Here is a 212-nt window from a genome sequence, read left to right on the forward strand (position 1 = left end):
CAGCGCGAAGGGCGCCCTGTCCATGAGGGCGCCCTTCGTCGTCGTACGACCGCCGCCTACGCGTCCCGGCGGTGCCGTCCGCCGGGCGACTCGCCACTCTCGGCGAGCGCGGCCCTGCGCTCCTTCTCGGCCTGCTCCTCCGCCTCCATCTCGGCGAAGACGTCGATGGGAGCCGGCGCCTTGGCCAGGAACACCCAGGTGAGCCACACCGC

1 pseudogene is annotated in these 212 nt (G+C 73.6%); it reads right to left on the reverse strand.

What is annotated here, in order from left to right:
- Positions 1-56: 56 nt before the first annotated feature.
- A pseudogene (locus AC5WRT_RS39285) lies at positions 57-212 on the reverse strand (DUF3159 domain-containing protein); the annotation flags it as partial.

It is taken from the genome of Streptomyces sp. NTD91 (assembly GCF_059510455.1).